This is a genomic window from Microcoleus asticus IPMA8 (assembly GCF_013179805.1).
GTDB classification, from domain to species: Bacteria; Cyanobacteriota; Cyanobacteriia; order Cyanobacteriales; family Microcoleaceae; genus Microcoleus; species Microcoleus asticus.
Window position 1 is genome coordinate 1 of record NZ_SRRZ01000289.1, and the last position, 1,668, is coordinate 1,668.

General features: G+C 40.4%; 1 pseudogene. It reads right to left on the bottom strand.

Features of this window, described 5'->3' with window-relative positions:
* Positions 1-279 precede the first annotated feature (279 nt).
* Positions 280-1,417, bottom strand: a pseudogene (locus tag E5S67_RS31900) (IS4 family transposase).
* Positions 1,418-1,668: the final 251 nt, after the last annotated feature.

Below are 1,668 nucleotides of genomic sequence, written 5' to 3' on the forward strand. Positions count from 1 at the left end.
GTTTTTGAAAAGCTCGACCCGAAAGTTTTAGAACAGAAGTTGACTCAATGGGTTAAACAATTAATTGGGCCAGTTCTCGAACAAGTTATCCAATACGGTTCATTTAAGGCTATGCCGTGCTTAAAACAATAAATACAGGAGGAGTCATTATGATTCCAGTACCTCTGTGTTTAACTTGTTTAGACCGAAACTTTGAGACAGGCTTTTTCACGACTCTTGGGTTGTTTCTCGGAACTCTTTCCGGTATATTTTGATCGAGAATCTCCCAAGTCAACCAAGTCAAAAAAAGGGAAGTTCTTGTGGTTGTAACCCCTGAAATTTTGGGAGCGCGCGACGAACAACTCGTAATGTTCCCGTAAAAGAAAGACGCAATGGTGAAATGCTTGCGTTGCTTGCCGCTTGAAAAATTAATGACCTTACAGCCCAATGTCCTAGTAGTAAACCATAAATTTCTTGTACCACTTCTTTCGGTCTTTGAGAACGAATATGAGTTTTTCGTCCCCATAAATGTACTTTGAGTTCATCAATAGTATTCTCGACTTCCCAACGTTGATGATATTCACCAGCAAGTGACGGGGCTGGAAATTTTTTAGCGTCCAACAAGCTGGTAATTAAACGATATCTAATTTGGGCTTCTGGACGGTCATAATTTTCAATTTTGTACTCAATTACTCTTACCTGTATTGGCTTAAATCCTTTTTTTCTTAGTTTGCCTGATGGATAAATCCAACTCAAATATGAACCATCATCTAATTGTGTTTCGTTTAAGAATTTAACGTTGGATGGAATTCGCACTCTTCTACTCACAACCTTTGCTGACTGTGGCTTCTACCATCGCATAAGAATGTAAGCCTCTATCCCACATCAATAGCATCCCCGGCGTTACTGAGCGTAACAACTTTAACGCTCTTACTCTTTCTCCCATTTTATATGGACATATTAAGGCATCAAATATTAAATGTGTTCCTGCCTCTACTAAAATGACTAATCTAGCTTTTGGGAACGCAGCTCTCGTACCGGGACGGCTACCCGGACGACCAAAAACCCTAGCATTTTCATCACTATCTGGGATATCTAAGCAGGTTCCATCTATTACTACGACCCTGAGTTCGCTGATAAAAGCTCCTACTGTTTCAACTGTAGCCATTGGTCGCACTAATGAATGAAACAACTGTCTCATCACGCCTGCTCCTAATCTTTGTCTGGCTTGAGTAATTGCCGATTTACAGGGAAACCGCCAATATTTACCAATTTTCACCCATGCTTCATTAAGACCATCAATTAAATTTTTTAAGACATCCCGCATTGAATCTTTTGACCACAGACTCATTGCTATTACCAGACACACTACCAGTTGTGCTGGCAGGGCACGATGACGTTTCTCTTCAACATTTGTTTTCGCAATAGCTTGTTCGATGGCACTTGCTGGAATTGCTATCTCTATGGCTTTGAATATCTCCTTACTTGGGATTTTGGGAGATACTAATGAGAATTCTTTGAGATGCACCTTACTTGCTCTCCATTTTTGGACACCATACCTAATTTACCACTATTTCAGCCTTAACTGAACCGTATTGACAAGTTATCCCGATTGATGGAAAAAGCCTCCGAGGTTCTTATGACCGAAAAACTGGGGAAAAGAATTTACATTTAGTGACAGCGTGGGCG